15 protein-coding genes, 8 tRNA genes and 3 rRNA genes are annotated in these 26,270 nt (G+C 42.1%); 22 read left to right on the forward strand and 4 right to left on the reverse strand.

Annotated features, from left to right (window positions below; genetic code table 11):
• The first annotated feature begins 97 nt into the window (after window positions 1-97).
• Window positions 98-2,374 carry an acyl-CoA dehydrogenase gene (locus AAGD16_RS05625; RefSeq protein WP_377114180.1) on the forward strand — a complete coding sequence of 759 codons (2,277 nt, stop codon included), beginning with the start codon at window positions 98-100 and terminating at the stop codon, window positions 2,372-2,374.
• A gap of 126 nt (window positions 2,375-2,500) precedes the next feature.
• On the opposite strand, the gene AAGD16_RS05630 is transcribed toward AAGD16_RS05625, so the two are convergent.
• Both AAGD16_RS05630 and cysK read right to left on the reverse strand, forming a co-directional pair.
• Complete coding sequence (locus tag AAGD16_RS05630) at window positions 2,501-2,950, reverse strand: hypothetical protein (RefSeq protein WP_013464590.1); 450 nt, start codon at window positions 2,948-2,950, stop codon at window positions 2,501-2,503.
• A gap of 145 nt (window positions 2,951-3,095) precedes the next feature.
• Entirely contained in the window at window positions 3,096-4,064 is a 969-nt protein-coding gene (gene cysK / locus AAGD16_RS05635) for a cysteine synthase A (RefSeq protein WP_028835324.1), read from the reverse strand.
• A 377-nt stretch (window positions 4,065-4,441) separates the two neighbouring features.
• Between cysK and AAGD16_RS05640 the strand changes: the two genes are divergently transcribed.
• From AAGD16_RS05640 to AAGD16_RS05695, 12 genes are all read left to right on the forward strand, one after another.
• Complete coding sequence (locus AAGD16_RS05640) at window positions 4,442-5,593, forward strand: dicarboxylate/amino acid:cation symporter (RefSeq protein ID WP_016899481.1); 1,152 nt, start codon at window positions 4,442-4,444, stop codon at window positions 5,591-5,593.
• Between the two features lie 167 nt (window positions 5,594-5,760).
• Window positions 5,761-6,411: a UvrY/SirA/GacA family response regulator transcription factor gene (uvrY, locus tag AAGD16_RS05645; protein ID WP_016899482.1), complete on the forward strand. Its 651-nt coding sequence runs from the start codon at window positions 5,761-5,763 to the stop codon at window positions 6,409-6,411.
• A gap of 9 nt (window positions 6,412-6,420) precedes the next feature.
• Entirely contained in the window at window positions 6,421-8,244 is a 1,824-nt protein-coding gene (gene uvrC / locus AAGD16_RS05650; protein ID WP_024601643.1) for an excinuclease ABC subunit UvrC, read from the forward strand.
• 42 nt (window positions 8,245-8,286) lie between these two features.
• Window positions 8,287-8,832 (forward strand): CDP-diacylglycerol--glycerol-3-phosphate 3-phosphatidyltransferase, encoded by a 546-nt coding sequence (gene pgsA / locus AAGD16_RS05655; RefSeq protein ID WP_013464594.1) that lies wholly within the window; start codon window positions 8,287-8,289, stop codon window positions 8,830-8,832.
• A gap of 139 nt (window positions 8,833-8,971) precedes the next feature.
• A tRNA-Gly gene (locus AAGD16_RS05660) sits at window positions 8,972-9,047 on the forward strand.
• A gap of 28 nt (window positions 9,048-9,075) precedes the next feature.
• Window positions 9,076-9,149: transfer RNA gene (locus tag AAGD16_RS05665), tRNA-Cys, on the forward strand.
• Window positions 9,150-9,185: 36 nt separating this feature from the next.
• Window positions 9,186-9,272, forward strand: a tRNA-Leu gene (locus tag AAGD16_RS05670).
• Between the two features lie 66 nt (window positions 9,273-9,338).
• Window positions 9,339-9,414 (forward strand) — tRNA-Gly (locus AAGD16_RS05675).
• A gap of 39 nt (window positions 9,415-9,453) precedes the next feature.
• Window positions 9,454-9,540: transfer RNA gene (locus AAGD16_RS05680), tRNA-Leu, on the forward strand.
• Window positions 9,541-9,668: 128 nt separating this feature from the next.
• Window positions 9,669-9,744, forward strand: a tRNA-Gly gene (locus AAGD16_RS05685).
• Window positions 9,745-9,762: 18 nt separating this feature from the next.
• Window positions 9,763-9,836, forward strand: a tRNA-Cys gene (locus tag AAGD16_RS05690).
• 37 nt (window positions 9,837-9,873) lie between these two features.
• A tRNA-Leu gene (locus tag AAGD16_RS05695) sits at window positions 9,874-9,960 on the forward strand.
• 687 nt (window positions 9,961-10,647) lie between these two features.
• Here the strand turns inward: AAGD16_RS05695 and AAGD16_RS05700 are convergent.
• Entirely contained in the window at window positions 10,648-12,066 is a 1,419-nt protein-coding gene (locus AAGD16_RS05700; RefSeq protein ID WP_033103910.1) for a sodium:alanine symporter family protein, read from the reverse strand.
• Window positions 12,067-12,670: 604 nt separating this feature from the next.
• Here AAGD16_RS05700 and AAGD16_RS05705 point away from each other — a divergent pair.
• The 8 genes from AAGD16_RS05705 (at window position 12,671) to ihfA (ending at window position 23,679) form a co-directional block, all read left to right on the forward strand.
• Window positions 12,671-14,206: ribosomal RNA gene (locus AAGD16_RS05705) — 16S ribosomal RNA — on the forward strand.
• Window positions 14,207-14,498: 292 nt separating this feature from the next.
• A 23S ribosomal RNA gene (locus AAGD16_RS05710) occupies window positions 14,499-17,385 on the forward strand.
• A 136-nt stretch (window positions 17,386-17,521) separates the two neighbouring features.
• Window positions 17,522-17,636: ribosomal RNA gene (gene rrf / locus AAGD16_RS05715) — 5S ribosomal RNA — on the forward strand.
• The 16S, 23S and 5S rRNA genes sit together here, the layout of an rRNA operon.
• Before the next feature lie 512 nt (window positions 17,637-18,148).
• Window positions 18,149-19,204: a DUF2066 domain-containing protein gene (locus AAGD16_RS05720; protein WP_377114187.1), complete on the forward strand. Its 1,056-nt coding sequence runs from the start codon at window positions 18,149-18,151 to the stop codon at window positions 19,202-19,204.
• On the forward strand, window positions 19,204-19,914 hold the full coding sequence (gene hda / locus AAGD16_RS05725) for a DnaA inactivator Hda (protein WP_024603126.1): 711 nt from the start codon (window positions 19,204-19,206) through the stop codon (window positions 19,912-19,914). The genes AAGD16_RS05720 and hda overlap by 1 nt, the downstream gene beginning before the upstream one ends.
• A gap of 82 nt (window positions 19,915-19,996) precedes the next feature.
• Complete coding sequence (gene pheS / locus AAGD16_RS05730) at window positions 19,997-20,977, forward strand: phenylalanine--tRNA ligase subunit alpha (protein WP_013464600.1); 981 nt, start codon at window positions 19,997-19,999, stop codon at window positions 20,975-20,977.
• 15 nt (window positions 20,978-20,992) lie between these two features.
• Window positions 20,993-23,380: a phenylalanine--tRNA ligase subunit beta gene (gene pheT, locus AAGD16_RS05735; protein ID WP_090493032.1), complete on the forward strand. Its 2,388-nt coding sequence runs from the start codon at window positions 20,993-20,995 to the stop codon at window positions 23,378-23,380.
• A 2-nt stretch (window positions 23,381-23,382) separates the two neighbouring features.
• Window positions 23,383-23,679, forward strand: a complete 297-nt coding sequence (ihfA, locus tag AAGD16_RS05740; protein ID WP_008114070.1) for an integration host factor subunit alpha — start codon at window positions 23,383-23,385, stop codon at window positions 23,677-23,679.
• A gap of 41 nt (window positions 23,680-23,720) precedes the next feature.
• Here ihfA and AAGD16_RS05745 read toward each other — a convergent pair whose 3' ends face one another.
• Window positions 23,721-24,518: a DUF2989 domain-containing protein gene (locus tag AAGD16_RS05745; protein ID WP_377114192.1), complete on the reverse strand. Its 798-nt coding sequence runs from the start codon at window positions 24,516-24,518 to the stop codon at window positions 23,721-23,723.
• 172 nt (window positions 24,519-24,690) lie between these two features.
• On the opposite strand from AAGD16_RS05745, the gene AAGD16_RS05750 reads away from it, so the two are divergent.
• Window positions 24,691-26,133 (forward strand): glyceraldehyde-3-phosphate dehydrogenase, encoded by a 1,443-nt coding sequence (locus AAGD16_RS05750; protein WP_013464603.1) that lies wholly within the window; start codon window positions 24,691-24,693, stop codon window positions 26,131-26,133.
• The last annotated feature ends 137 nt before the right edge of the window (window positions 26,134-26,270 follow it).

A 26,270-nucleotide genomic window follows, 5' to 3' on the forward strand; every position in this document is an offset into this window, starting at 1 on the left:
TCATCATTTAGTGGCACTCCTCTGACAGCCCATTGTATTTAAATTAAGATCGGTCATAATTAAATCAATGTTTTTATAACTGTAAAGGAATGTGTTTATGTCAGTATTTATTATATTGCTGGTTGTGGTGATCGTGGTGTTTGCAATTAAAGATATCCGCCTTAATTTAATTACTCGACCCACTTTTAAAATGTTTAAAAAAGTATTACCGCCATTATCGCAAACAGAGCGAGAAGCCATGGAAGCAGGCGATGTTTGGTGGGATGGCGAGCTATTTAGTGGTGATCCTGATTGGCAAAAATTACACAACTATCCGCGTCCACAGTTAAGTGAAAAAGAAACTGCATTTATAGATAATCAAGTTGAAACTTTATTAGCCATGCTTGATGACTATAAAATTGTACAAAAAGACAAAGATTTACCTAAAGAGGTTTGGGACTTTTTAAAAACCGAAGGTTTTTTTGCAATGATCATCCCAGAAAAATTTGGGGGTCTTGAATTCTCTGCTATTGCTAATTCCACCATAGTGTCAAAAATTGCGACTAAAAGCTTAACAGCCGCCGTAACGGTCATGGTACCCAATAGCTTAGGTCCTGGTGAGTTATTACTGCACTACGGAACAACTGAGCAACAAGAGCGCTGGCTACCTAGCCTTGCAAAAGGCGACGATGTGCCTTGTTTTGCATTAACGGGCCCTGAGGCTGGCTCAGATGCTGGCAGTATTCCTGATTCTGGTGTGGTGTGCAAAGGCGAGCATGATGGTAAGGAAGTGTTGGGGCTGCGTTTAAATTGGTCAAAACGCTATATCACACTTGCGCCAGTTGCGACTGTGTTAGGGCTTGCATTTAAAATGTACGACCCAGATGGGTTGTTAGGCGATGAAAAAGAGCTTGGCATTACGTGTGCACTCATTCCAACCGATCATCCAGGTGTTAAAACAGGAGAGCGTCATTACCCCCTAAATATGGCGTTTATGAATGGCACAACGTATGGTGAAGATGTATTTATTCCGCTTGATTGGATTATAGGTGGTCAGCAAGGGGCAGGACGAGGTTGGCGCATGCTAGTTGAATGTTTAAGTGCAGGGCGTGGTATTTCGTTACCGGCATTAAGCACTGCAACAGGGCATTTAGCGGCTAAAATGACTTCGGCTTACTCTGTTGTTCGACAACAGTTTGGTGTGTCAATTGGTCAATTTGAAGGGGTTCAAGAAGGGTTAGCACGTATAGGTGGCCTAACTTATGCGCTGGAATCGTGCAGATTAATGACAGCTGGTGCTATTGATTTAAAACTAAGTCCATCAGTAGTAACAGCTATTGCAAAATACCATATGACCGAAATGGGTCGAACAGTAATGAATGATGCGATGGACATTCATGCAGGTAAAGGGATTCAGGTTGGGCCTAATAACTATTTAGCACATGGCTATATGGGTATTCCGGTTTCGATTACGGTTGAGGGCGCTAATATTTTAACTCGTAATTTAATGATATTTGGCCAAGGCGCTACTCGTTGTCATCCGTTTGTATTAAAAGAAATGGAAGCGGCTTCAATGGAAGATGATGACGCGGCATTAGAGCAATTTGATGGTCTATTGATGAACCACATAGTGTTTGCTATTAGCAATGCAAGCATGGCTTTAGTGCATGGTTTAACTCGCAGCCACTTTGCCAAAGCGCCTGTGTGCGGAGAAACCGCGGCCAACTATAAACAATTAGGGAGAATGAGCCGAGGACTTGCGTTTACCACAGATGTTGCAATGTTGATGTTAGGTGGTGAACTTAAACGCAAAGAAATGATATCGGCACGTTTAGGCGATGTATTAAGTCATTTGTATATTGCTTCTACCGTGTTAAAACGTTTTGAAGATGAAGGGCGTCAACAAGCTGATTTACCTTTTGTTAAGTATGCAATAGAGACGTCATTATATGAAATAGGTCAAGCATTTGACGGCTTCTTTAAAAACTTTTCTAATCCAGTGATTAACTTTGCACTTAAGCGTATTGTTTTTCCATTAGGTAACCATTATCACAAACCAAGTGATGCGATTGCCCAGCGTATTTGCGAGCACATGACTCAACCAGGGGTATTTAGAAATAGACTTACCCATTTGTGTTATGTGGATGAAAATGCCGGAACGGGTGTTATGGAAAATGCTTTCTTAGCAATGCACGATATGCACAATCAATTTAAGCAGTTGAAACAGTGGCAACGAAAAGGCAAGGTGCCTGCCACCTATGATATTGAACAAGCGATTGATTACGCACTTGAACACGAGCTCGTAACGAAGGTTGATGGTGAGGCAATGCATCATGCTAATAAGCTAAGAATGCAGGCTATTGCGGTTGATAACTTTAAACCAGAAGACATCTAACGCTGAGTTATAATAATAAAGAAGATAATAAAAAAGCCTTAAATTTATGATTTAAGGCTTTTTTTATGTTGTGTGTTTTTTAAGCTCGAATATACGGTTATCTTTACTAAGGCTCTGAATGACTGATCAGCGCCCGTAAGGATCGGCGATGATTTTATCTACGTACCACTTACCTTTTATTTTAAGCATTTCAATGCTGCGGAAATCATCGATTTTTTTACCATTAAAATAACCGGTAAACACAATGTTTATTTTAGCCTGATTGCCATACTGTTCTCGCAGGCTTGAATTTGACATATCAATTTCAATCACAACTTCATCGTATTGTAAATTAATAAGACTACGCGCAAACTGTTTGGCCGTCCCATACGATTTCATTATGCGGGCTAATTTAGGCGTTGCGAAATCGCTGGCTTTTTGCAAGTTATGCTGGTTATAAAGCGCATCAAAATACACAGTAGCAGTGTCGCCTGGACGATCATTGTCAATATACTGCTCTTTAGGTTTAGTATTTTCATTACAGCCAACGATCAAAATACTAAAAATGAGCACAAAAATGGTTAAAATTGTTTTCATATTTGGTCAGGTTGATTACTTATACATAAAGTGTGTGATGGAATGGAGAAGATGTAAAGAGGAGTGGACTAAATAGATAGTAACTTATTAAAAAAGCAATAAAAAAGGATGTTAAAAAACATCCTTTTTTAATCAGAACGCTTGATTATTGCACAAGCTCTTGTTCGCTAAACTCTTCGTCAAACATCGGGCTTGATAAGTAACGCTCTGTTGCACTTGGCAAAATAACCACAATATTTTTATCTGCATTTTCAGGACGTTCAGCAATACGTTTCGCTGCAACCACAGCTGCACCTGATGAAATACCAACTAAAATCCCTTCTTTTTTCATTAGCTCGTGACACATTGCTATACATTCTTCATTAGAGACTTGCTCTACACCATCAATTATTGATAGGTCTAAATTCCCAGGAATAAAGCCTGCACCAATACCTTGAATCTTATGTGGCCCAGGTTTTACTTCTTCACCAGCAAGTGTTTGGCTAATTACCGGAGAGTGGCTTGGCTCTACAGCGATTGATTTTACATTTAAGCCTTTTTCTTTTTTAAGATAACGGCTTACACCTGTGATAGTTCCACCAGTACCAACGCCTGCAACAAAGAAATCGATTTTGCCATCAAGTGCATCAAAGATTTCTGGGCCAGTTGTTTCAAAGTGAATTTTAGGGTTTGCAGGGTTTTCAAATTGTTGTAATAAAATAAACTTTTCAGGGGCTGATGCTTGAATTTCTTTGGCCTTAGCAATAGCACCGTTCATACCTTTAGCACCGTCTGTTAGTACAAGATTAGCACCGAGTGCTTTTAATAGCTTACGACGTTCTAAGCTCATGGTGTTTGGCATTGTAAGCGTTAATTTGTAGCCGCGTGAGGCTGCTACAAATGCCAGTGCAATGCCCGTGTTACCTGATGTTGGCTCTATAAGCTCTTTATCTTTGGTAAGTTGACCTGATTTTTCAGCTTCCCAAATCATCGATGCACCAATACGGCATTTAATACTAAAGCTTGGGTTACGCGACTCAACTTTAGCGTATACATTCCCACCTGTAACACGGTTAAGTTTTACCAACGGTGTGTTACCGATGCTTAGTGAGTTATCTTCAAAAATAGTAGACATAATGTTCCTTTAGGTACAATCTGATCAACACATTAACAGTTAGTCTGTTAACTTTATAAGCCTACTTTACTGTGAGATAAAAAAAGTTAAAGTAAGCTTTGGCTATAACATATATTAATTCCGCTTATAACGGATTGAACTAAAAACTCAACCTGTTATTTTTTTAGTTATTAAAAAGGTGAACTTGAGGCCATTTGTTCGTTTTTAACTTTGTACTGTATTTTTTGTTTATGTAGTCGTTATTTAAACAAATCAACACTACATACTTATATTTTGTTGGTTAATTGTGCAAATGAACTGCGGTTGAACAGTTTATTGACACAAACTATTCAAAACATGATAAAAACACATTATCTAAATTCAATAAAGTAATCACCATGAAGTTAATCTTAAAATTAATTGCCGGTATTGTGGCCGGTATTTTAGTCGGACTCTATATTCCCTTAACTGGCGTTGAGCTTTTATACACAGTAAAAGAGCTTATTGGCCAGCTTATTAGTTTTACAATTCCACTGATTATTTTGTTTTTTATTGCCTCTGGGATTGCCGGGCTTCCTAAAGGATCAGGGCATTTACTGGGAAAAACGGTTGGTTTTGCTTACGGCTCAACAATTATTGCCGGTACCTTAGCGTTTTTATTAGTCACAGCGATTATTCCGTTCCTAAGCGGTGGAATTTCATTTGAAGCTGAAGCAGTCACCGAGGTAGGTAGCTTTATTGACTTAGAAATTCCACCATTAATGGGTGTAATGACTGCTTTAGTCACAGCATTTGTATTTGGTATTGGTATGAGCCAGCTAGGTTTAGACACATTAAAAACGGTGTCTGATCAAGGGCGCGATATTATAGATGGTTTACTTGCTAAAGTAATTATCCCAGCATTACCGTTTTACATTGCGGGTGTGTTTGCTGAAATGACCGTGGCAGGTACCGTTGTTGATACATTACAGGCCTTTGGTGTAGTACTCATTGCCGCATTAGTGATGCATTGGTTATGGTTGAGTGTGCTTTATATTGTATCGGGTCTATTACTTAAGCGTAATCCTATTGAGCTAATTAAAAACATGCTACCTGCGTACTTTACTGCATTAGGAACCATGTCGAGCGCGGCAACCATTCCAGTCTCTTTGCAATCAAGTAAAGCAAATAATGTTAAAGAAGATGTAGCTAACTTTACAGTCCCATTATGTGCCACTATTCATCTATCAGGTTCAACAATTACAATAGTTACCTGTGCTATGGCTGTGATGTTTTTATCGCCTAGCATGGAAGTACCTTCACTAATGGCTATGCTGCCATTCATTATGATGCTAGGTGTGGTTATGATTGCTGCACCAGGTGCCCCAGGTGGCGCGGTAATGTCGGCGTTAGGTTTATTAACTAGTATGCTTGGTTTCAACGAAGGTGCAGTGGCACTAATGATTGCGCTGTACCTTGCACAAGATAGCTTCGGCACTGCGTGTAATGTAACTGGCGACGGTATCATTGCTTTGTGGGTAGACCGTTTTAGTGAAAAAGCCTCAGCTTAAATCACTATGGCGTATTTACCTACGATAGGTAAATACGCTTTGACAATATTGGGTCATAGCGACCGACGGCGAAAGCATAATATTAGTTATGGTTTCGTATTATCTATGCTAATGTTGAAAATTAATTTTGTTAACTTGCATCTTATTAGGCTAGTGAGGGTGTTCCATTGATTAACGTACTTTTAGTTGATGACCATGAACTTGTGCGCACAGGGATCAGACGTATTCTTGATGACATACGTGGTTTTAAAGTAATAGGTGAAGCTAAAACAGGCGAAGAGGCTGTGCAGTTTTGTCGTCAACATGCGCCAAATATAGTATTAATGGATATGAACATGCCTGGTATGGGCGGGCTTGAGGCAACTAAAAAGATTTGCCGTTATTGTCCCGATGTAAAAATTATTGTGCTTACAGTTAATTGTGAAGACCCATTTCCGAGCAAGGTTATGCAAATTGGTGCTCATGGTTTTTTAACCAAGGGGGCAGGATCTGATGAAATGGTGCGTGCTATACGTTGCGTGCATGCAGGGCAACGTTATATTGCGCCAGAAATAGCACAGCAAATTGCGCTTGCGCAGGTTACTGGGCGAACTGATGAAAACCCATTTCAAAGTTTGTCTGAGCGTGAACTGCAAATTATGCTGATGATCACCAAAGGTGAAAAAGCACAGGATATTGCTGAGCGCTTAAATTTAAGCTCTAAAACAGTAAACAGTTATCGCTATCGTATGTTTGAAAAGCTTAACGTAGGGGGCGATGTAGAGCTTACTCATTTAGCCATACGTTACAAAATGATTGATATAGATATCTCTTACTAGTCGATATATATGTCTGAATTTGATCATGCCCAGTTTTTAAAAACATTATCGAGTGAGCCTGGCGTTTATCGCATGCTCGATAATGACAACCAAGTTATTTATGTCGGTAAAGCTAAAAGTTTAAAAAAACGGGTGAGCAGTTACTTTCGCAGCAACATTACCGACAGCAAAACCCGTGTTTTAGTGAGTAATATTTGTAATATTGAAGTCACACTTACTAATACAGAAACAGAAGCGCTTCTGCTCGAAAATAACCTCATTAAGAAATATCAGCCACGTTATAATATTCTGTTACGTGATGATAAATCGTACCCGTACATATTACTCACGAATCATAAGCACCCTCGTTTAGCCTTTCATCGTGGTAGCAGAAAAGTAAAAGGCGAATATTTTGGCCCGTTTCCAAGCGCTGGAGCCGTATCAGAAAGTTTGCGCTTAATGCAAAAAATATTTCCGGTACGTCAATGTGAAGACGCTTACTACCGTGCGCGTAGTCGGCCATGCTTGCAATACCAATTAAAACGTTGCTCTGCGCCGTGTGTTAATAAAGTCTCTGAAGATGAATACGCGCAGCAAGTTGATTATGTCCGTAAATTTTTAACCGGTAAATCCCATGAAGTAATAGCCGAACTTATCGCTAAAATGGAAAAAGCCAGTGAGCAGCTTAACTTTGAACTCGCAGCTAAAGTTCGCGACCAAATTATGCTATTGCGTAAAATGCAGGAACAGCAGTCTATCTCAGGTAATTTTGCTGAAATGGATGTTGTAGGTTTTGCCCATTTAAATGGCTTAAATGGGATTCATCTACTAATGATCCGCGATCATAAAGTGCTGGGTAGTAAGACTTACTTTCCAAAGGTGCCTAAAGACTCACAGGAGCAGGAAATCTTAACCTCTTTCTTAGGCCAATATTACTTAGCACCGGGAGCAACAGGACGCATTGCCAAAGAAATCATCTTACCATTTGAAATTGAAGAAAGTGATGCGCTCAGCGAAGCACTAACTCAAATTAGTGAACGTAAAGTATCGCTTAAAGTGGTTACCCGTGGTGAGCGAGCACAGTACTTACAGTTAGCCAATAAAAACGCATTAAATAGTATTACGGTTAAGCAAAGCACTCAAGACTCTATAAACAAGCGTTATGCTCAATTAAAGGCTACCTTGCGTCTTGATGACATTAATCGCATGGAATGTTTTGATATCAGCCACACCATGGGCGAAAACACCGTGGCCAGTTGTGTTGTTTTTGATTCTCAAGGGCCTAACAATAAAGAATATCGTCGTTACAACGTCACGGGCATAACCGGTGGCGACGATTACGCCGCTATGGAATTTGCACTAAACAAACGTTATAACAAGTTAGTGGATGAAGATAAAATTCCTGATGTTATTTTTATTGATGGTGGTAAAGGCCAATTAGGTAGGGCAGAACAATACTTTGAAAACTGGCCGCATGCAAAAATGCCACTATTAGTTGGGGTTGCAAAAGGCACTAGCCGTAAACCAGGCCTTGAAACTTTACTTATTGACGGTGGGCGTAAAACTATTCCTATGGATTCGGATGCACCCGCACTGCATTTAATTCAGCATATTCGCGATGAGTCGCATCGCTTTGCTATTGCAGGACATCGAAATAAGCGTCAAAAACAGCGAACTCAGTCGCTATTAGAAGAAATAGATGGCGTTGGTTCAAAGCGTCGACAAACATTATTAAAATATTTAGGGGGCATGCAAGGCGTAAAAGCTGCTAATATAGAACAGCTAAAGAAAGTTCCTGGGATCAGTCCTGACATGGCTGAGAAGATATTTAACCATTTGCATGACAAGGGCTAGCCCTATGTGCGAATATAGAAAAAAAGACATATCCAAGTAGTTATGTGGAATATTCCAAACACACTCACAACGTTTAGACTCTTTCTTATCCCCATTTTTTTGGTGATATTTTATATGCCTTATTCATGGGCATTCTTTGTTGCTGCCTTTATTTTTTGGCTTGCTTCAATCACTGACATACTCGATGGCTATTTAGCGCGTAAGCTTGAACAATCAACGCCTTTTGGTGCGTTTTTAGACCCTGTTGCTGATAAAGTAATGGTGTGCGCTGCCTTGGTTGCTTTATCTGAGCATTATCAATCTTTGTATATGACTATTCCTGCACTTATTATTATAAGCCGTGAAATTGTTATATCGGCGCTACGAGAATGGATGGCTGAGCAAGGCAAACGCGGCAATGTAGCTGTATCCGATATGGGTAAGTTAAAAACCGCAGCGCAAATGTTAGCCATTATTGGCCTAATTTGGCAGTACGATACCTGGATGATGTATTTAAGCTATGGCTTACTTTATATAGCGACGTTTTTAACGCTCAGTTCTATGGTGCAATATTTAGTTGCAGCATGGGCAGAATTGACCAAAAATTGATTGTAAACGTCTAATAACGCACCATTTTAGATAAAAAATAATCAAACAGTTCAAAAGTAGCATTTTTTGTGTTGACGCGTTTAATAATCTCTGTAGAATGCGTCCGTGTTGAGAGGGCATAGCCCCCTAGATAAACAAAGCGGCACTAGCTCAGTTGGTAGAGCGCGACCTTGCCAAGGTCGAGGTCACGAGTTCGAGCCTCGTGTGCCGCTCCAGTTTATCTTAAAGCTAACCTAGTATTGAGGCGGAATGGCAGAGTGGCCATGCACCGGATTGCAAATCCGTTTACCCCGGTTCGACTCCGGGTTCCGCCTCCAATCAACACTCCACACGCTTTAATTAGCAAACTCGATGCCCGAGTGGTGGAATTGGTAGACACAAGGGATTTAAAATCCCTCGACTAACAAGTCGTGCCGGTTCAAGTCCGGCCTCGGGCACCACGTTGTGGTTTGGTTACATACACCAATATGTAACTTATAAAAAATCTTATTTAGAATTAATATGATGCGGCACTAGCTCAGTTGGTAGAGCGCGACCTTGCCAAGGTCGAGGTCACGAGTTCGAGCCTCGTGTGCCGCTCCATATTAGTTTTATCCACTTGCTTTAAATAGCAAACTCGATGCCCGAGTGGTGGAATTGGTAGACACAAGGGATTTAAAATCCCTCGACTAACAAGTCGTGCCGGTTCAAGTCCGGCCTCGGGCACCACTTTTAATTATTGACCAAGTTAATTAAAAGTTTGATAAATACTTATTTTATGGCACTAACTCAGTTGCCAGAACGTTTTGCCGCGACATGGTCGCGCACCAACGTACAAATTACTGATAAAGTTTTATGCGGCACTAGCTCAGTTGGTAGAGCGCGACCTTGCCAAGGTCGAGGTCACGAGTTCGAGCCTCGTGTGCCGCTCCAAATTATTTGATATGTTTAGGCGGAATGGCAGAGTGGCCATGCACCGGATTGCAAATCCGTTTACCCCGGTTCGACTCCGGGTTCCGCCTCCAAATAATTACTCCACACGCTTTAATTAGCAAACTCGATGCCCGAGTGGTGGAATTGGTAGACACAAGGGATTTAAAATCCCTCGACTAACAAGTCGTGCCGGTTCAAGTCCGGCCTCGGGCACCACTTTATATTCTTTCCGTAAAATCTAATTAAATCATCATATCTTTATTACTAAGTCCCTTGAAGCACACTAATTTACTACCCCCTGTTGTTAGCAATAATGATTTGTTGCAAGGTCTGATACATACTCTTGGCTCACCAAGAGACTGTCATTGAACACTTCAGACTTTTTTACAAGTTAATCAAGGTGTAGTGTAGGTTGTTAGCTAAATCATAAACTAGACTCTTTAATACCAATTCGCTTAATTAAGCGGTCTATTTTGAGGCAGGAAAAACGGGTTGATAGCTAGGCAAAAAATTCGCTATTTAGTTGTTCTAAATGAGAATTTTTTAACACAGATAGCGACACATTTAGCCCCGCAAAATGATTGAGTATTATTGCGGATTGGTATAATAAGCGCAGTGTTAGTTATTATGGTTATGCAGTAATGTATATAAACCTAAGCGGGGATGTCGTTATAAGCATTGAGACCTACTACATAGGTTATTAAATTTACTTGTAGGATGCTTATAATGTTTGGATAAGGTGAGCTTATAGGTAGGTTGGGCGGCTTTAATAACGTCTATCTTCACACTAGTAATTTATAAGTGACTACTGTTATCAGTAACTTTTAGATTAAAGTTAAATCAATAAAAAACCCGAAATGACAATGGCCGTTTCGGGTTTTTAACTTGAAGTATAAAAACTAATTATTTATGCCAAATACCTTTTGGAATAGTTTTATTGAGTTTGTCGTTCTTACTTGGATCAAACGTCGGTAACTTTCCAGCGCGTCGCTGAGCGTTATAATCTTTGGCAAGCCACACCACAACACCAGAGAGCATAAATAATGCGATTACGTTCACTATTGCCATTAAGCCCATAGATACATCAGCTAATGTCCACACTAGTGGTAATTCGCCCAATGCACCAAACATTACCATACCTAACACTAATAACCTGAAGATCAACATGCCAGATGCGTGGTTATGTTCTAAGAATAATAAGTTCGTTTCAGCATACGAGTAGTTAGCCACAATAGATGTAAATGCAAAAAACAAAATAGCGACTGCTACAAATATGGCACCCCAGCTGCCTACATGTTCTTCAAGGGCTGCTTGTGTAAGCGCTATACCCGTTACATCTGAGCCTGGCACTAATTGCTCTGATAATAAAATAAGAGCGGCAGTTGCAGTACAAATAATAATAGTATCTACAAATACACCCAGCATTTGTACATACCCCTGTGAAGCAGGGTGAGGTGGGTTTGGTGTTGCCGTTGCTGCAGCATTCGCAGCGCTACCCATACCGGCTTCGTTTGAGAACAAGCCGCGCTTGATCCCTTGGATCATCGCTTGCATTACCCCATAACCAATTGCACCGGCACCCGCTTGCTCAATACCAAAAGCACTTCTAATCACATGCATAAATACATCAGGTAATTCAGTGTAATTTACAGCACATATATAAAGTGCAACCACAAGGTAAGCAGCAGCCATAAATGGAACGGCTAATTCAGCAAATCGAGAAATGGTTTTAAGACCGCCAAATATAATAATACCTGAACCAATAACAAGAGCGATACCGACTATATAGTTAGGTATACCAAAGGCGACTTCAAAAGCCGCAGCAATAGAATTTGACTGTACTGCGTTAAAAACTAAACCAAAGGCTAAAATTAAGCACAATGAAAAGACAACACCCATCCAACGCTTACCAAGTCCGTACTCCATATAATAGGCCGGACCACCACGGAAGTTACCTTCTTCATCTCGTGTTTTATAAGCTTGTGCCAATGTACTTTCAGCAAAGCTAGTAGCCATACCAATTAAAGCAATTAACCACATCCAAAAAATAGCACCTGCGCCACCTAAATAAAGTGCAACGGCAACACCTGCCATATTACCAGTACCAACACGGGCTGCTAAAGAAGTACAAAATGCTTGGAAAGAAGAAATGCCGCCGTCAGAGCCTTGACGACTTTGAAACATGACTTTAATCATATGTGGAAACTGTACAAATTGGATAAAACCAAGACGTATTGTAAAAAATAGCCCTGCAGCTATTAATAAGTACACTAAAATATGACCCCATAAGAGACCACTTATACTATTTATTATATCTGTCATGTGCGTTACCTAGTGAACGAGTTGTAAATATCGGGCGCAACTTACCACAAGCACAGTAAATAGTTTAGTAAACAGCGTAAAAAAATGAGTTATCCACAGGGTTTTGTGGGTAACATGTGTGTCTAGATGGGGTATCTTTGGGGTAAAAATTAAATGCAAAAAAGCCTTTAAAAACGCTTGCGTTAAAATCGATTCGCCCTATAATGCGACCCCACTGAGACGGCAGAGCGCAACGCATAGCGAGGCACGAGCTACTTAGTGAGTCGAGTAAAACTTAGTTTCGAAAACTTTCAAGTTTAAAAAATTAAGTGTTGACAAAAAAATAGGAAAGCGTAATATGCGCAGCCCTAGCGAGATAAAGTTAAACGCTTTAATCGCAACGTTCTTTAACAATATAAAGCAATCATCTGTGTGGGCACTCGTACAGATTGAGTTCTAACAGCCAAGCTACTTAGGTAGTGAGGCAAACAAATTTAGAGTCTCAATTGAACTGAGTGACCAACAGAATAGTTACTTCGGTAATTATTCAGCACAGTCAATTCAATATCGAAAGATATTAAATAAATTCAGAATTCATTGAGCTGTCGAAAGACATAAAACTTTTTAATTGAAGAGTTTGATCATGGCTCAGATTGAACGCTGGCGGCAGGCCTAACACATGCAAGTCGAGCGGTAACAGAGATAGCTTGCTATCTGCTGACGAGCGGCGGACGGGTGAGTAATGCTTGGGAACATGCCTTGAGGTGGGGGACAACAGTTGGAAACGACTGCTAATACCGCATAATGTCTACGGACCAAAGGGGGCTTCGGCTCTCGCCTTTAGATTGGCCCAAGTGGGATTAGCTAGTTGGTGAGGTAATGGCTCACCAAGGCGACGATCCCTAGCTGGTTTGAGAGGATGATCAGCCACACTGGGACTGAGACACGGCCCAGACTCCTACGGGAGGCAGCAGTGGGGAATATTGCACAATGGGCGCAAGCCTGATGCAGCCATGCCGCGTGTGTGAAGAAGGCCTTCGGGTTGTAAAGCACTTTCAGTCAGGAGGAAAGGTTAGTAGTTAATACCTGCTAGCTGTGACGTTACTGACAGAAGAAGCACCGGCTAACTCCGTGCCAGCAGCCGCGGTAATACGGAGGGTGCGAGCGTTAATCGGAATTACTGGGCGTAAAGCGTACGCAGGCGGTTTGTTAAGCGAGATGTGAAAGCCCCGGGCTCAACCTGGGAACTGCATTTCGAACTGGCAAAACTAGAGTGTGATAGAGGGTGGTAGAATTTCAGGTGTAGCGGTGAAATGCGTAGAGATCTGAAGGAATACCGATGCGCGAAGGCAGCCACCTGGGTCAACACTGACGCTCATGTACGAAAGCGTGGGGAGCAAACAGGATTAGATACCCTGGTAGTCCACGCCGTAAACGATGTCTACTAGAAGCTCGGAACCTCGGTTCTGTTTTTCAAAGCTAACGCATTAAGTAGACCGCCTGGGGAGTACGGCCGCAAGGTTAAAACTCAAATGAATTGACGGGGGCCCGCACAAGCGGTGGAGCATGTGGTTTAATTCGATGCAACGCGAAGAACCTTACCTACACTTGACATACAGAGAACTTACCAGAGATGGTTTGGTGCCTTCGGGAACTCTGATACAGGTGCTGCATGGCTGTCGTCAGCTCGTGTTGTGAGATGTTGGGTTAAGTCCCGCAACGAGCGCAACCCCTATCCTTAGTTGCTAGCAGGTAATGCTGAGAACTCTAAGGAGACTGCCGGTGATAAACCGGAGGAAGGTGGGGACGACGTCAAGTCATCATGGCCCTTACGTGTAGGGCTACACACGTGCTACAATGGCGCATACAGAGTGCTGCGAACTCGCGAGAGTAAGCGAATCACTTAAAGTGCGTCGTAGTCCGGATTGGAGTCTGCAACTCGACTCCATGAAGTCGGAATCGCTAGTAATCGCGTATCAGAATGACGCGGTGAATACGTTCCCGGGCCTTGTACACACCGCCCGTCACACCATGGGAGTGGGTTGCTCCAGAAGTAGATAGTCTAACCCTCGGGAGGACGTTTACCACGGAGTGATTCATGACTGGGGTGAAGTCGTAACAAGGTAGCCCTAGGGGAACCTGGGGCTGGATCACCTCCTTATACGATTTAGAACTTATTTGTTCGTAGTGTCCACACAGATGATTGTTAGTTAGTTTGCTCTTTGAGTTTACTAATTAATATGCTCTTTAAAAATTTGGAAAAGCTGATAATAAAATTCGTATGAATACAGTGTATTTGTACAGAGTTTTCAAAAGTAAAAAAGAATGATAGCAGTATCATTCAGTGCCATTTAATAAACGTTTCGTTTGTTGATTGGTATCTACTTTAGTATTCAATATTAACTTCTGGCGAAGTTAAACTGTCACAAAACAAAGACCCGTTTGGGTTGTATGGTTAAGTGACTAAGCGTACACGGTGGATGCCTTGGCAGTTGGAGGCGATGAAGGACGTATTAACTTGCGATAAGCCTAGTCAAGCTAGTAAAAAGCACTTGAGACTAGGATTTCCGAATGGGGAAACCCACCTGCTTGCAGGTATCGTTAACTGAATACATAGGTTAACGAGGCGAACGCGGAGAACTGAAACATCTAAGTACCCGTAGGAAAAGAAATCAACCGAGATTCCGATAGTAGCGGCGAGCGAAATCGGAACAGCCCTTAAGCTTATTATGTGTTAATGGAAGGCTCTGGAAAGTGCCACGATACAGGGTGATAGTCCCGTACATGAAAATGCATTTTAAGTGAAATCGAGTAGGTCGGAGCACGTGAAACTTTGACTGAATATAGGTGGACCATCATCTAAGGCTAAATACTCCCAACTGACCGATAGTGAACCAGTACCGTGAGGGAAAGGCGAAAAGAACCCCTGTGAGGGGAGTGAAATAGAACCTGAAACCGTGTACGTACAAGCAGTAGGAGCCCACTTGTTGGGTGACTGCGTACCTTTTGTATAATGGGTCAGCGACTTATATTTTGTAGCGAGGTTAACCGATTAGGGTAGCCGTAGGGAAACCGAGTCTTAACTGGGCGAATAGTTGCAAGGTATAGACCCGAAACCCGGTGATCTAGCCATGGGCAGGTTGAAGGTTGAGTAACATCAACTGGAGGACCGAACCCACTAACGTTGAAAAGTTAGGGGATGACCTGTGGTTAGGAGTGAAAGGCTAATCAAACCGGGAGATAGCTGGTTCTCCCCGAAATCTATTTAGGTAGAGCCTCGGACGAATACTTACGGGGGTAGAGCACTGTTAAGGCTAGGGGGTCATCCCGACTTACCAACCCTTTGCAAACTCCGAATACCGTAAAGTAATATCCGGGAGACACACGGCGGGTGCTAACGTCCGTCGTGAAGAGGGAAACAACCCAGACCGCCAGCTAAGGTCCCAAAGTCATAGTTAAGTGGGAAACGATGTGGAAAGGCCCAGACAGCCAGGAGGTTGGCTTAGAAGCAGCCATCCTTTAAAGAAAGCGTAATAGCTCACTGGTCGAGTCGGTCTGCGCGGAAGATGTAACGGGGCTAAACTATGCACCGAAGCTGCGGATTCAAAATTTATTTTGAGTGGTAGGGGAGCGTTCTGTAAGCGGTTGAAGGTGTACCGGGAGGTATGCTGGACGTATCAGAAGTGCGAATGCTGACATGAGTAACGATAATGCGGGTGAAAAACCCGCACGCCGGAAGACCAAGGGTTCCTATCCCATGTTAATCAGGGTAGGGTAAGTCGACCCCTAAGGCGAGGCCGAAAGGCGTAGTCGATGGGAAACGGATTAATATTTCCGTACTTGGTATAATTGCGATGGGGGGACGGAGCAGGCTAAGCAAGCATGGCGATGGTAGTCCATGTGAAAGTGTGTAGGCTAGTGACTTAGGTAAATCCGGGTTGCTGTTAGGCTGAGACACGAGACGAGTCACCAAGGTGATGAAGTTGCTGATGCCATACTTCCAGGAAAAGCCTCTAAGCTTCAGATTATATCGAATCGTACCCCAAACCGACACAGGTGGTCAGGTAGAGAATACTAAGGCGCTTGAGAGAACTCGGGTGAAGGAACTAGGCAAAATCGTACCGTAACTTCGGGAGAAGGTACGCTCCGATTGGTGATGGGACTTGCTCCCTAAGCTGATTGGAGCCGCAGTGACCAGGTGGCTGGGACTGTTTATTAAAAACACAGCACTGTGCAAAATCGCAAGATGACGTATACGGTGTGACACCTGCCCGGTGCCGGAAGGTTAATTGATGGGGTTATCTTCGGAGAAGCTCTTGATCGAAGCCCCGGTAAACGGCGGCCGTAACTATAACGGTCCTAAGGTAGCGAAATTCCTTGTCGGGTAAGTTCCGACCTGCACGAATGGTGTAACCATGGCCACGCTGTCTCCACCCGAGACTCAGTGAAATTGAAATCGCAGTGAAGATGCTGTGTACCCGCGGCTAGACGGAAAGACCCCGTGAACCTTTACTACAGCTTGGCACTGAACATTGAACCTACATGTGTAGGATAGGTGGGAGACTTAGAAGCAGAGACGCTAGTTTTTGTGGAGTCGTCCTTGAAATACCACCCTTGTAGTTTTGATGTTCTAACGTTGGCCCCTGAATCGGGGTTACGGACAGTGCCTGGTGGGTAGTTTGACTGGGGCGGTCTCCTCCCAAAGAGTAACGGAGGAGCACGAAGGTTGGCTAAGTACGGTCGGACATCGTACGGTTAGTGTAATGGTAGAAGCCAGCTTAACTGCGAGACAGACACGTCGAGCAGGTACGAAAGTAGGTCATAGTGATCCGGTGGTTCTGAATGGAAGGGCCATCGCTCAACGGATAAAAGGTACTCCGGGGATAACAGGCTGATACCGCCCAAGAGTTCATATCGACGGCGGTGTTTGGCACCTCGATGTCGGCTCATCACATCCTGGGGCTGAAGTCGGTCCCAAGGGTATGGCTGTTCGCCATTTAAAGTGGTACGCGAGCTGGGTTTAGAACGTCGTGAGACAGTTCGGTCCCTATCTGCCGTGGGCGTTTGAGAATTGAGAGGGGTTGCTCCTAGTACGAGAGGACCGGAGTGAACGAACCGCTGGTGTTCGGGTTGTCATGCCAATGGCATTGCCCGGTAGCTACGTTCGGAACTGATAAGCGCTGAAAGCATCTAAGCGCGAAGCAGGCCTCGAGATGAGTTCTCACTAGACTTTTAAAGTCTCTGAAGGGCCGTTGAAGACTACAACGTTGATAGGCAAGATGTGGAAGTGGTGTGAGCCATTAAGCTAACTTGTACTAATTACCCGTGAGGCTTAACCATACAACGCCAAACGCGTTTTATGTGATAGTGAAACAAGCGAAGAAGTTAATATAACTAAAGTAGATACTAGAAGACTTTATTATCAGAATTCCAAATTTTAGTTAGTACGTAGCGATACGGACTGACACCAAATTTGCTTGGTGACAATAGCGTTTTGGACCCACCTGACCCCATGCCGAACTCAGCAGTGAAACGAAACAGCGCCGATGATAGTGTAGCATTTGCTATGTGAAAGTAGGACATTACCAGGCTCCAAATTAGAGAAACCCGTTACAGCGATGTGACGGGTTTTTTTACGTCGCAGGAAAGTAAAAACGTAGGTGAAAGGTAAAAGGCATCAGGTAAAAGGAAAATAATAAGCGCCTAATGCCGACTCTATACATTTGCTATGAGACTCTCTACCGCTTTGGGCACTACGCCATTGCCAGACTCCAAATTAGAGAAAGCCCGATTAGAAATAGTCGGGCTTTTTTACGTCTGCAGAAAAGTGAAAAATAAAGGTGCAAGGTGAAATGCACTAGTTAAAAGGAAAAAATAATAGCCAAAAGCTACCTGCATGCTTTCATTATGACTCTCAACGCTGTTTTGCCATGCGCTGTTGCTAAGAAGTAGCAAACAGACTCAAATGAGCCGCAGCTTACTTTGAGTTTTTATATTATTAAAGCAAGCTTAACGGTGTTCGTTTCTGAGAAAAATATAATTTTGCTTTGTTAGTGGCTTTGATTTAGGATCAAAACAGTTTAAAACCAATATTGATTTGCCTGTGTATAGATTATTAATTAGCGCCTTATCCATTTTCTTTTGTGTTTCTGTATCTGCAGTTGAAGTAACTGATCTATATCAAGATATTTTGGTTGTAGAAGATAAATCTCGTGATGCGCGTTTAGACGCTAGTCGCAAAGCGCTTCTTAACGTACTAGTAAAAGTGAGTGGTGATAAAAGTGCAGATGAAAATCAGATAGCACAGCAACGCACCAAAGATATATCTGATTATATGCTTAAATTTGAATACGATGAGCGTATTCCCGGAACGCTTAAGTTACTAGTTAAATTTGAAGCGCGAAAGATCAATGCACTAATAAAAGATCTTAATTTGCCGTTGTGGGGAGCTCAACGTCCACTGGTTGCTATCTGGTTAGGCATTGAAGATAACAGGCAGCGAGAGCTGGTTACTCAAGAGAGTTATCCTCAGTTAGAGCAACTGATTTACGACAAAGCAAGCCGCCGCGGTTTACCGGTTGTTGTGCCTTTACTCGATTTACAAGACAGACGGCTTGTTGGTGTCCCTGAAGTTTGGGGAAATTTTTCTGGGCCTGTAGAAGAGGCATCTAAACGCTACAGTGCTGAGCGAAGTATTACTGCTAGAATGTATCAAGCGTTTAACTCTGATAATTGGGTACTAGATTGGCGCTTTACCAATGATGAAATGTTTGAATCTAACCGTATCACTGGCTATAGACAGCAAATTGTTGCGCAAATGATTGATGATTTAGCACAAGGTTTAGCTGGTGAATATGCGATTGATCCTAATGCTTATTATGAGCAGCGTACTGCCAATTTAACTTTAAAAGGGACTGAGAGCTTTGTTGATATTGAATTGGCTAAGCGCCGCTTAATGAATCTAAGCGTAGTAACTCAAGCTGTTATTTTACGCAAAACACCCGATTCGGTTGAGTTTGAGCTTCATCATACGGGGACTGTGAGTGACCTTAAAAAAGCCCTTGGCCTGGATAACGCCTTTAAAGTCTATGTTGATCCTCGTGCTTTTTATCACATAGTTGATGAGCAAAGCCTAGAGTATCAATGGGTTGTAAATTAATGCTAACTCAAGAGCCAATACAAATGGCATTGCCGGTTACTTTACCGGACGATGAAACATTTGCATCCTACTTTGGCGGTGAAGACTCACTCGAGGTAAATCATCTCAAAGATAGCTTTTCTAAGCTTGCTCACTCTTTTCAGTATACCTATTTGTGTGGCTTAGGAGATTCTGGTAAATCTCACTTACTATATGCTACCTGTATTCAAGCACAAGAGCGTGGCTTATCTAATATGCTGCTTTCCATGCGCGAGGTCATTCATTTTGGACCAATGGTTTTAGATGGGCTTGAAGCATTGGATGTATTGTGTATTGATGATGTGCACTTGGTAGCAGGCAATGATGCATGGGAAAAAGCGTTATTTAACTTTTTTAATCGCTTTAATGAGCCCAATAAAATGCTGGTAGTGACTGCCGATTTACTGCCTAACATGCTTAATATTAGCTTGCCCGACTTAGAATCCCGTTTAAAGTGGGGCACTACGTTTCAAATTCGTTCTATGAGTGACGATGATAAAGCACAGGCGCTGGTTAAGCGTGCAAATATGCGTGGGCTTGAACTGAGCGATGAATGTGCGCGATTTTTATTAACGCGTTTGAGTCGTGATATGCGTGCTTTATTGGATGTATTAGACAAATTAGATCACGCATCCATGGCTGCACAACGAAAATTGACTATTCCTTTTATAAAATCAACGCTAAAGCTGTAGTAGGTCTAGAATCTAGACCCTGCTTTCAGTTATCATTAGCTAACTAAATTGTAATCACCTTCTGTGAAAGATCAGGTATCGAATGAACTTAGAAAACATATTAGCGCAAGCACTTGAGGCGGTAGCCAGTGCCAGTGAAATCGCGCAGCTAGAAGAGATCAGGGTTAACTATCTTGGTAAAAAAGGCGAAATTACCAGCTTACTTAAAACGTTAGGTAAAATTGCCCCTGAAGAACGTAAAGAAGCAGGCCAAGTAATTAACCAAGCTAAGCAAGACGTGCAAGTTGCGATTAATGACAAGCGTGAATTGTTAGCAAGTAAAGCATTAGAAGAAAAACTAGCGGCAGAAACAATCGATGTAACTTTACCTGGGCGTGTTATGCCATCGGGTGGTTTGCACCCAGTGACTCGCACCATTGAGCGTATTGAAAGCTTCTTTGGTGAACTTGGGTTTGCTGTTAAATCAGGCCCTGAAGTTGAAGATGATTTTCATAACTTTGATGCGTTAAATATACCAGAGCATCACCCTGCTCGCGCCGATCACGATACCTTTTACTTTAATCCTAAGCTGGTTTTACGTACTCAAACCAGTGGTGTACAAATTCGTACTATGGAAACTGAGCAACCGCCACTGCGTATTATTTCGCCAGGGCGTGTATACCGTAATGACTACGACCAAACACACACGCCTATGTTCCATCAGGTGGAAGGGTTGATGGTTGATACTGATGTAAGCTTCACTGAGCTTAAAGGTATTTTACATGACTTTTTACGTAACTTTTTTGAAGAAGACATGGAAATTCGTTTTCGTCCTTCATTCTTCCCGTTTACAGAGCCTTCAGCCGAAGTGGACGTGATGGGTAAAGATGGTAAATGGTTAGAAGTATTAGGCTGCGGCATGGTTCATCCTAACGTACTTAAGTCTGTAGGCATCGATCCTGAAAAATACACAGGTTTCGCTTTTGGTATGGGTGTTGAGCGCTTAACCATGTTGCGTTACGGCGTAAACGATTTACGTGCGTTTTTCGAAAATGACTTAAAATTCCTAAACCAGTTCCGTTAAGAGTGAAGAGATAAAATGAAATTTAGTGAAAAGTGGTTAAGAGAGTGGGTAAATCCTGCAATTGATACGCAAGCTCTTTCGGAACAGCTTTCAATGGCTGGTTTAGAAGTAGATGGCGTTGAGCCGGCAGCAGCCAAATTTAATGGCGTTGTGGTAGGTGAAGTGGTTGAGTGTGGCCAGCACCCTGATGCTGATAAACTACGTGTAACAAAAATTAATGTTGGTGGTGATGAACTGCTTGATATTGTTTGTGGTGCACCAAATTGCCGCCAAGGTATTAAAGTTGCAGTTGCCACTGTTGGCGCAGTGTTACCAGGTGATTTCAAAATTAAAAAAGCCAAACTTCGTGGTCAGCCTTCACACGGCATGTTATGTGCGTTTGATGAGCTAGGTATTAGTGAAGAAGGCGATGGCATTATGGAATTGCCACTTGATGCGCCTATTGGTGCCGATTTACGCGAATATTTAGCGCTTGATGACAACATTATTGACGTAGATTTAACACCTAACCGTGGCGACTGTTTAGGTATTAAAGGGCTTGCCCGCGAAGTCGGCGTACTTAACAGTATTGATGTAAATACATTAAGCATTCCAGCGGTAACCCCGACAATTGAAGACAAAGTATCTATTGAGTTGGTTAACGATGATGCCTGTCCTCGCTATTTAGGGCGTGTTATTAAGGGCATTAACCTAGACGCTGAGACGCCATTATGGATGGTTGAAAAGCTACGTCGTAGTGGTGTACGTTCAATTGATCCGGTTGTTGATGTGACTAACTTTGTATTACTAGAGCTTGGCCACCCAATGCATGCATTTGATTTAAATGCGATTGATGGTGGAATTAAAGTACGTAGTGCAACCCCAGGTGAAGAGCTGGTTTTATTAGACGGTAATACGGCTAAATTAAATGAATCGACATTAGTGATTGCCGATCATCATAAAGCGCTAGCCATTGCTGGTATTTTTGGTGGTGAGCAATCTGGCGTTACTGAAAAAACAACTGATATTTTACTAGAAAGCGCATTCTTTAACCCTGTGGCTATTGCAGGACAAGCACGCAGCTATGGTTTGCACACTGATGCATCTCATCGCTATGAGCGTGGCGTCGACTTTGCACTACAACACGATGCCATGGAGCGCGCTACAGCGTTACTTCTGGAGATTGTAGGTGGTAACGCAGGTCCAATCGTTGAAGCTGTTGCTGCTGATAAGTTACCAAAAGTAACTGAAGTGCGTTTACGTCGTTCACGTTTAGACCGTGTTATTGGTCATCACATTGACGATGCTAAAGTAACCGATATACTTACGCGTTTAGGTCTTGATGTTAAATTTGACAATGATAGCTGGAGCGCTGATGTACCAAGCTACCGTTTTGATATTCGTATTGAAGAAGATTTAATTGAAGAAGTAGCACGTGTATACGGTTATAACAGTATTCCTAATGTGGCACCAACTGCAAAACTTAAAATGACCACACATGATGAGTCAACTGTTGCACTGAGCCGTTTTCGTAATGCACTAGTAACCCGTGGCTATCAAGAAGCCATTACTTACAGTTTTGTTGATCCTAAAGCGCAAGCTATTTTACATCCAGAGTGTAACGCATTGGTATTGCCGCACCCAATTTCAATTGAAATGTCAGCGATGCGTGTAAGCTTAATGCCTGGCTTATTGGCATCTGTTGCCTATAACCAAAACCGCCAGCAACCACGTATTCGCTTATTTGAACACGGTCTTAAGTTTATCAGCGATGAAAGCGCAGAAAATGGCGTTTACCAAGTGCCGGTTATTGGTGGTGTTATTACCGGGCTTGTGCATGGCGAACATTGGGTTGAAGAAAAACGTAACGTTGATTTTTACGACCTAAAAGGGGATGTTGAAGCATTACTTGCAATTACCAACGATGTTAGCCGCTTTGAAATTAAAGCCGAGCAATCAGATGGCCTTCATCCTGGTCAATCAGCCGTTATTTATGTTGATGGTAAAAAGGTAGGTTTCTTTGGTGCATTACACCCTCAGGCGCAAAAATCGTTAGATATCAATAACGCTACTTTTGTGTTTGAAATTGAAATGTCGGCATTAGAAAAAAGAAATTTACCGCAGGCTGTTGGGGTGTCTAAATTCCCATCAAATCGCCGCGACATCGCTATTTTAGTACAAGACAGCGTTAAAATAGGTGATATTTTAAACGTCATCGGAAAAGTTGGCGGAAATCAATTGGTTGACCTAAACTTATTCGATGTGTATAAGGGCAAAGGTATTGAGCCAAATTATAAGAGTTTGGCGATTGCTCTAACACTGCAAGCGGTTGATAGAACACTCGAAGAGAAAGATATCAATCAGGTAGTTGATAACGTGGTGGCCGCACTGGCCGAACAGTTTAATGCATCGTTGAGGGACTAGATATGGCGCTTACTAAAGCCGACATAGCTGAACACCTATTTGAAAAGCTCGGGATCAATAAAAAAGATGCCAAAGATTTAGTTGAAGCGTTTTTTGAAGAAATCCGCTCAGCGCTTGAAAAAGGCGAGCAGATTAAGCTCTCTGGATTTGGTAACTTTGATCTTCGAGATAAGAAAGAAAGGCCGGGACGTAACCCGAAAACGGGAGAAGATATCCCAATTTCAGCACGTCGCGTGGTTACCTTTAGACCGGGGCAAAAGTTAAAAACCCGTGTCGAAGTAGGCACAAGCAAGAAATAAACAAAAAGGCAGCGTAAGCTGCCTTTTTTGTATCTGTTTTATTATTTCCGGGGGGAAATAAACGTTCCTTGATCTATTTGCTGCAAAGTCTGCTCGGCTAACCTATCTAAACTCTCTAAATTCTTTCCTTGTGCTATTAACTGCTGCTCAATTAACAGTATATCAATATGTTCAATACCAGAGAGCTGAGCTATTTTGGCAAAAATATAAGCATGTTTATATTGTTGATGTTTATAAAACAGGCTGATTAAAGACATATATACTTCAGGATTCGGTTCATGCTTGGCTTTATTCAGCGCTAGCGTGTTGTATAAAAAATTAATCGCTTTTTCTTCATCAACCTTAATGTAATAAGACGCTAAGTAAAATTGCATCTCAGCACTTTGTTCAACTTCTGCAGTATGTTCTAAAGCGAGCAAACGTGTTAATGCACTTTCGTCATTGTTTCTTGACCAATGATAATAAAGCAAGCCCGGGTGGCTGGTGTGTTTTGTCTGTTGATAAATCCGTGCCATTTCCCTCATGCTCGTTAAGTGGGCATGTCGGCGAGCCGTGGTTTTGCTTTTTAGTTTTATGTGCTGAATGTTGGCTGCCAAAGCAATACATTGATTGTAATGCTCAAACGCTTTAAGTAATTGATATTTGTGTTCATCGGTTGGTTGTAAAGATTCAAGGTGACGAGAAAAAATAGTACGTTCTCGCTGCGCTTTACAGTGACTATCTTGGTTAAGATCACTACATATGGCCGGCGATTGAACGCAAATATCTTCAACGGTTAAAGATTCTTCACAGCCTGTAAGCAACATTGCAAAGGCGAGGGTTATGCGCTTAAAAGCCATCCGAGTCTCTCAATTATCAATAAAGTATTATTCTAGCCTAAACTTTAGTCTCTAACAGTAGAGAATAAAATGAGATTAAATTAGAATAGGCCTGCCCGAAGGAATGCGTTGCTCTCAAAATTCGATGCATTCTTAGGCTATCCGTTCAAAATTGTTTAATTAGGTAAAAAAAATGACCTCATCTCACGAGTTAGAATACACAAGTAGCTGGCAAGAACGTCAAGATTACGCAGAAAGCATGCAGCCTATTATTGGTAAATTGTACCGTAATCGTGGTATCGAAATCGCTGTTTACGGCCGTCCATTAGTAAATTCAAGCACTATTGATATTATCAAGTCTCACAAATCAGTAGCTCAATTTGAAGGGACTAAACTGCGCCTACGTGAAAGCTTCCCATTCTTAGAAGCTATCAGCAAAATGGAATTAAATTCTGCCCGTATCGACATTGGTAAATTAGCATACAGCTATTTATACACAGATGCAGCGAATGGTCGTTCAGTAGAAGAGTTTGTTAAAGATGAACTTGCTGAAATTGTTGACTCTAAACCAAAAGCACCACGTGACGTTGTACTTTACGGTTTTGGTCGTATCGGTCGCTTATTAGCGCGTTTATTAATTGAAAAATCAGGCCCGTATGCCGATTTAAACCTTCGCGCTATTGTTGTGCGTGGCGGTAAAGATGGCGATTTAGAGAAACGTGCAAGCTTATTACGTCGTGACTCTATCCATGGTCCATTTAATGGTTCTATTACCATCGATAAAGAGCGTAATGCAATTAAAGCGAACGGTAGCTACATTCAAGTTATCTACGCTAACTCGCCAAGTGAAGTTGATTACAGCGCCTACGGCATCGAAAACGCACTTGTTGTTGATAACACAGGTATTTGGAAAGATGAAGCCGGCCTTGGTCAACACTTAGAATCTAAAGGGGCTGCAAAAGTATTATTAACAGCGCCTGCTAAAGGTAATATTAAAAATATCGTTTACGGTGTAAACAACCAAGATATTTTACCTGAAGACAAAATTGTCTGTGCAGCAAGCTGTACAACCAATGCGATTACGCCAACACTTAAAGCATTAAACGATCAGTTTGGTATTAAGAATGGCCATGTTGAAACGGTTCACTCGTACACTAATGACCAAAACTTAATTGATAACTACCACAAAGCGGAACGTCGTGGTCGTGCTGCGGCGCTAAACATGGTTATCACTGAAACAGGTGCTGCGAAAGCGGTTTCTAAAGCATTACCAGAGCTTGAAGGTAAACTAACAGGTAACGCAATCCGTGTACCTACACCAAACGTATCGTTAGCTATCTTAAACTTGAACCTTGAAAAGAGTACAACGGTTGAAGAGCTTAATGCGTTTTTACGTGAAACAGCACTTCACTCAGACCTACGTGATCAAATTGATTACACAGCATCAACTGAAATCGTCTCTACCGATTTAGTGGGTAGCCGTTACGCAGGTGTTGTTGATTCTCAAGCAACGATTGTTGATGATAACCGTGTTGTACTTTACGTATGGTACGACAATGAGTTTGGTTATAGCTGTCAGGTAGTTCGCTGTATGCGCGACATGGCAGAAGTCTCATTCCCAAGTTTACCTCGATAAACACATGAGCAATTAAGAAAAGCCAGCACTTGCTGGCTTTTTTAGGTCTGAAGATTTTTAAAGTGAAGCGGTTATGGTACGCTTTGTTAAATTGGGTACGCGTTTATACACTTTTAAAGTGCAGTGACACGTATTTA

This window comes from Pseudoalteromonas sp. M58 (assembly GCF_042604605.1).
Taxonomy (GTDB): domain Bacteria; phylum Pseudomonadota; class Gammaproteobacteria; order Enterobacterales; family Alteromonadaceae; genus Pseudoalteromonas; species Pseudoalteromonas tetraodonis.

What these genes read in the sequence shown, in the direction of transcription:
- AAGD16_RS05625 (WP_377114180.1), top strand. Translation starts at nt 98, where the DNA reads ATGTCAGTATTTATTATATTGCTGGTTGTGGTGATCGTGGTGTTTGCA.
- AAGD16_RS05630 (WP_013464590.1), bottom strand. Translation starts at nt 2,950, where the DNA reads ATGAAAACAATTTTAACCATTTTTGTGCTCATTTTTAGTATTTTGATC.
- cysK (WP_028835324.1), bottom strand. Translation starts at nt 4,064, where the DNA reads ATGTCTACTATTTTTGAAGATAACTCACTAAGCATCGGTAACACACCG.
- AAGD16_RS05640 (WP_016899481.1), top strand. Translation starts at nt 4,442, where the DNA reads ATGAAGTTAATCTTAAAATTAATTGCCGGTATTGTGGCCGGTATTTTA.
- uvrC (WP_024601643.1), top strand. Translation starts at nt 6,421, where the DNA reads ATGTCTGAATTTGATCATGCCCAGTTTTTAAAAACATTATCGAGTGAG.
- pgsA (WP_013464594.1), top strand. Translation starts at nt 8,287, where the DNA reads ATGTGGAATATTCCAAACACACTCACAACGTTTAGACTCTTTCTTATC.
- AAGD16_RS05700 (WP_033103910.1), bottom strand. Translation starts at nt 12,066, where the DNA reads ATGACAGATATAATAAATAGTATAAGTGGTCTCTTATGGGGTCATATT.
- hda (WP_024603126.1), top strand. Translation starts at nt 19,204, where the DNA reads ATGCTAACTCAAGAGCCAATACAAATGGCATTGCCGGTTACTTTACCG.
- pheS (WP_013464600.1), top strand. Translation starts at nt 19,997, where the DNA reads ATGAACTTAGAAAACATATTAGCGCAAGCACTTGAGGCGGTAGCCAGT.
- pheT (WP_090493032.1), top strand. Translation starts at nt 20,993, where the DNA reads ATGAAATTTAGTGAAAAGTGGTTAAGAGAGTGGGTAAATCCTGCAATT.
- ihfA (WP_008114070.1), top strand. Translation starts at nt 23,383, where the DNA reads ATGGCGCTTACTAAAGCCGACATAGCTGAACACCTATTTGAAAAGCTC.
- AAGD16_RS05745 (WP_377114192.1), bottom strand. Translation starts at nt 24,518, where the DNA reads ATGGCTTTTAAGCGCATAACCCTCGCCTTTGCAATGTTGCTTACAGGC.
- AAGD16_RS05750 (WP_013464603.1), top strand. Translation starts at nt 24,691, where the DNA reads ATGACCTCATCTCACGAGTTAGAATACACAAGTAGCTGGCAAGAACGT.